4 protein-coding genes are annotated in these 5,342 nt (G+C 49.3%); 2 read left to right on the plus strand and 2 right to left on the minus strand.

The annotated features are described in order from the left end of the window. Positions 1-424: YhjD/YihY/BrkB family envelope integrity protein (locus PHU49_14135; GenBank protein ID MDD5245145.1), on the minus strand; the 424-nt coding region annotated here is incomplete at its 3' end. Positions 425-432: 8 nt separating this feature from the next. Further along, positions 433-3,396, minus strand: a complete 2,964-nt coding sequence (locus PHU49_14140; GenBank protein MDD5245146.1) for a DUF748 domain-containing protein — start codon at positions 3,394-3,396, stop codon at positions 433-435. Between the two features lie 143 nt (positions 3,397-3,539). Here PHU49_14140 and PHU49_14145 point away from each other — a divergent pair, with 143 nt between their 5' ends. Together PHU49_14145 and PHU49_14150 are read left to right on the plus strand one after the other, a co-directional pair. After that, positions 3,540-4,010 carry a hypothetical protein gene (locus PHU49_14145; GenBank protein ID MDD5245147.1) on the plus strand — a complete coding sequence of 157 codons (471 nt, stop codon included), beginning with the start codon at positions 3,540-3,542 and terminating at the stop codon, positions 4,008-4,010. Positions 4,011-4,823: 813 nt separating this feature from the next. Continuing rightward, complete coding sequence (locus tag PHU49_14150) at positions 4,824-5,246, plus strand: hypothetical protein (protein ID MDD5245148.1); 423 nt, start codon at positions 4,824-4,826, stop codon at positions 5,244-5,246. Positions 5,247-5,342 lie beyond the last annotated feature (96 nt).

The following is a 5,342-nucleotide window of genomic DNA, read 5'->3' on the forward strand; positions in this document are numbered from 1 at the left end:
AATCCTCTATCTTTCCGAGGATCGATATAACGGTCCAGAAGAGAAGGACAACACCAATGCCCGCGATAACCCCTCCCTTTGCCTGTTTCAGGAAAGAACGGGCGAACATGAGTAACTGCTCGGTCACCGCCGACTGCCAGTTAGCATTTTCGGCCATCTGAAGGATATATTTCTCGACAACCTTGTCAAGGCCAAAGCCCTTGGCTATGGCAAAGACAACAGCTATGAGAGGCACGATATTAAGAACGGTATAGTAGGTCAGGATCGATGCCTGTGCTGTGGACCGGTGTTTGATGAATCCTGAAACCGCGATGAGAAAGGTTCGAAGGCAACGAACAGAGCGGACCTTCAGGGAGGAAAGCCCATCCAGGCCCATTTCCCAGATGCCTGTCTTAAGGAAACCTATGATCTTCTTTAATGCCACTGCATTCCCTATCTCAATTTAAAATCGACGCGGCTGTCTCTGACATTCTCTTTTTTCTCCGGTCCAAGGGATTTTGAATCAAGCACAAATATACGCGCAGGTTCAACCTTGCCGGTCTTCAGGATCATATTCCTTGCCTCCTGGGCCCGTTGTGAGGCGAGTTGCCGCAGGTCCGCATCGGTCACATCGATATTGGTGATCATCAGTTTTTCCATCTCGGAAACAGGCAGGTCTTTGGCAAGGCCAATGATGTTTCTGGGCTTTGCGAACTTTTCCGCCTTATATGCCATCCCGAGGTATCTCTCATATTCCTCCGGTTCTATCTTTATCTCGTCAACGGGCGGCGCCTCCCGTCCTCTCTTCGCCCTGTCACGCAGTTTCTGGGCCTTTACCTTTCTCATGAAGAGATATCGCCTCAGACCCTCCTTATCCTCTTCGGGAGACACGTAGCCCTCGATGTCGAGTGTGAGCGCGGGTCTGTCGTAGAGGGCCTTCGTTACGATTTCGATCTTCTTCGCCGCTGCGTCGGTGATCTCCGCGCTCCCATAATCGAACTCGATATAGCTTAACTGTTCCCCGCCGCCGCCAAAGAGCGCGCCTATAAGCGCGAAGGGGGCCGTTGCGGCTTTGACGATAAGATTTTTGATGACCTTCCAGATGATCGGCCCTATCCTGAATTGAGGGTCATCAATGCTCCCCGATACCGGGATGTCGAGCTTTATCTGGCCTGACCTGTCTTTCAGGAGGGCAATGGCAAGTTTCACCGGCGCCTTGACCGCATCGGGGCTTTCCACTTCGTCGCCAAGCGTGAGCTGGTCTAAGAAGATAACATTCTGGGAGTCGAGTCTCTTTCCCTTGATGGAGTATTTCAGATCGAGGGAGAGTTTTCCTTTTTCTATTGCGTAACCTATGTATTTTCCCGAATAAGGGGTCATATCGGTCATTTCAAAATCACGGACGATACCGGTAAGATCGATGAGGAGATTGTCCTTCGCGGGGTTGACCCTGCCTGCGATTTGAAGAGGGATGAACTGATTTATCTTTCCTCTCACCTCTACCTTTGAATCCTGATCTTTCCCGAGGATAAAGCGCGATACCTTCCCCCCGAGCTCAGTGAGGTTCGCCGAGAAGGTCGGTTGAACATGCATATCGGTGAAATCAACCGCACCCCCCTGCAGTGTAATGTTACCAATTATTACATCGGGAAAAACATTTGTCGGAGCCGGTTTACCAGATGGACGGGTCTCTTTTTGTTCCTTCTTTCCTTCTGCCTGTAAAGCGATCCCGACCGCTGCCGGCTGGTCTTGTGCTGCGGCTTCCTGGGAAAATATCCTCTGGAGGTTGGCCGTACTGTCCTTGTAGATGATGATCCGGGTATAAAAATCAGAGATCGACACATCGTTGACAGACAGGGCAGTCGGGTTGTATCCGGCATTGACGGAGCCAAAGGAGAGCGCCTTCCACTTGAGAAAATCGCCGGTGGTTTCCTGATCAACGGACGAAAAATCTGAAACGAGGAGGTTGCCGGCAAACCTTACCTTCGGGGTTCCTGATTCATCGAATGCCAGCGTAACTTTACCGGCGGAGGAGATGCCCCCACCTGTTATATAGATCCTGATCCTGTCATTGAAATAGCGCTGAAACGGCGCGATCCGGATCGATTTTGCGTTGACGGCAAGCTCGCCGGAAAGAGGGTTTACGCCTATCGTCCCTTTCGCGGTGAAGGAACCTTTCCTCCCGACGATAAGGGAGAGGTCGACGATACCTTTATTGTCTTTCTCCGTGGAGATCGTATCGAGGGTCAGGTCCATCTTTTGGACGGACACGTCTACGGGCCTGGAGGGCACAAGGTCTTTGAAGGTAACCCGTCCGTCTTCGATCTTCAACCGGTCCATGGAGAAGAAGACGTCCTGCGTATCCTCTTTTTTCCGGATCGCTGCACCCTGTGGTTGTTTCTCGGGTTCCTCCATGGTCTTCGGGAAAAGCTCACTTATATTAAATGAGCCGTTCTTGTCACGTATGGCAATAATCTCGGGCGATTGGACTGTCACGTTCGAAAGCTTGATGGTCTTGAGATAAGGCTCCAGCAACGTTATCCCCACGTCCAGCGATTTGGCGCGAAAGACAGGTTTATCTGAGACGTCGTTCACAACAAGCTTCCTGACGGCAACATCACCGGTAACGGAAAGGGCGGTCATTTTATCTTTGGATTGCCTGAAGGTAATGCGCACCTTGACATCAACGCTTCCCGACGGGAGCTTGAAGTTCAGCGTAGCCGGTATATAGCTTAAGTATTCGGGTATATCGACATCACGGGCCTCGAGGTCGAGGTACGTTTCGAGTGATTCGGCGAAAGGTTTTGTCTGTCCCTTTATTGAGTATGGATCCCCGTTGATGGTTGCAGAAAATTCCGGCTTCACAAAGATGTTCGTGTGCGTCGCCCTGTTCGATATAAAGGGAACTGTAATGCGCATGTCGCGCACGGTATGCTTAACATCTTTTGGACTATCGATGAAGTCGACGCTCCCGTTGAGGACCGTAATGTTGTTGACGGAAAAGGTGACAAGCTTTGATTTGCCGCTGCCGCCGGCGTTTGCGGTCGATCCCCGGAACATATCGGTGAAGTTATACGATTCATCCTTGTTCCGTACCACCCTCACGTACGGTTTTGACAGCCTCAGCTCGCGGATTATCAGCGCCCGCCTGAAAAGCGACATGATCTCCGCGTTCACATAGAGTTCATCAAAGGACAGGAACGTCTCCGTGCCCGCCCGTTCCTTCACAATAAAGCCCTGGATAGTCACTGAAAGCGTATAAGGATTTACCCGGACTGCCTTGATGGAGACATCACGGTGCAGGGCGGCAGAGACCTGCTTCAGAAGCACCGACCTGGCAATGGGGGGAACAACGAAGAATCCGGCAGCAGAAAAGACAATAAAGAAGCCGATGACCCACAGCACGGCCTTTTTCAAAGCATGCTTACGTTTTATCCGGTCTCCCATATTCGTACAATTAATTGTATCACTTTTTTGTTTTTTTGTGCAAGGCCCCTGCATTGACAAGATAAACTATCTATGATAAAGGTTTGCGAAGATAACACAATAAGGAGGTTGTTATGTTGAAAAAGGTTTTCTTCGGCGGGATAGCGCTGGCAATCACACTGTTTCTGATAACTTCAGCCTTTGCAGCGTACGAGTTCTATGTACTCAAACTCAGCACAAAGGCAAAGGTAATGGAGTGGAGTTGGATAGAGAAATCTGCACGCTCTGTGCCTGGCGTAGAGAAGGTTGAGGTTGATAAGGGCAAAGGCACCATTTCGATCTTCTGTAAGGAGAAATGTACAGACAAGATACAGGGAGGCGTTGAAAACAAGCTGAAAACAAGGGGGGTGCAGGGACAGAGGATCGGCGGCGTGCAGAATGTCCCCGGAGGGGCATTTCCCAAAGTTGAAACGCAGACGAGCCCGGCAGGAAAGACCAAAGGAGCCTTTCCCAAAGTTGAAACGCAGACGAGCCCGGCAGGAAAGACCGGAGGAGCCTTTCCCAAAGTTGAAACGCAGACGAGCCCGGCAGGAAAGATACGGTAGCTGACGGCGAAACACTCGTGGGCGTCAGGCGTAAGGGAACTGCGGCATAGCGCAAAGCGTATGGCGCATAGCGGAATATCCGTAAGACGGAGTGAAAAATTTGTTCAACGTTCAAAGTCCTTTATTTTATTGTCATTGCGAGGAACGAAGTGACGTGGCAATCTCAACAACAGTAAGCTCTTCACGTTTTGATATTTGAACATTTGGATTTGTTTAGTGCTTCGATATTAGAATTTAGAGTTTCAAAAGCTGATAGCTGACTGCTGATGGTTGATAGCTCAACAGGAGATTCCTATCAAACCAAAACACGGATACTGCATCAACTGCGACAACAGGCACGGCTGCAAATCACAAACACCCCCATGTATTGCCGAAATCATGGAAAATAATATAAAAGACATGTCAGGTAAAGAATACCTGATCAAAAAGAATGAGGCTGATAAATGCAGGGATTGTTCATTCTTTCGTTCATGCTGGAAGATGGAGGAATACAACCGGTTGACGAGATGAACACATGTGATATGCTGCAATAATATATGGTATTTTCTCCGAAGCCAGGCATCCTTCCCGGATTAACCTCTCGGATCATAAGAAGGTTTGATTACGACGCGTTTATGGTAACAGACTCGGCATTTTACAGGAATCCTCATACCATGAGCCGATTGACATGATCGACACAACGCATGACATTACAATACATTAAGGAACCCTCATTGACAGTGATCGGGCATATGCTTAAATTATAAAAGTACAACATTGCAACATGGCATCACAGACTTGCAGCAAGCCTGCATTACAGAAAAGGAGGGAACAATGAAAAAGATTGTTTTAGCAGTACTGGTTCTTTTCGTTATTACAGGATGGCTGGGCGTTGCTTTTGCAGACAACCATGCGGTGAAGGTCGCTGACAAAAAAGGTATCGGTAAATACCTCACCGATGCAAAGGGCATGACCCTCTATTGGTTCACAAAGGATTCAGCCGGTAAAAGTGCTTGCGCAGGACCGTGCCTTGAAAAATGGCCCATCTATTACCGTGAGTCTGTCGCACCGCCGGCCATGGTTAAGGCAGGGGACTTCGGAACGATCACAAGAGAGGACGGCAAGAAACAGACCACATTCAGGGGCTACCCGCTTTACTACTGGTTCCAGGATAAAAAAGCGGGTGACACCGGCGGAAACAAGATCAATGATGTCTGGTTTGTTATTGATCCGGCGAACTTTCCATTAAAAAAGTAAAACCTTATTTACCTTCAACCGGTTTTATCGTCGTCAGCCGCAGGGACTGAATAACCTCCCTGCGGCTGATTTTTTTCACTCCCTGATGCGGGGTCC

Source organism: Syntrophorhabdaceae bacterium, from assembly GCA_028713955.1.
Classification (GTDB): Bacteria; Desulfobacterota; Syntrophorhabdia; order Syntrophorhabdales; family Syntrophorhabdaceae; genus UBA5609.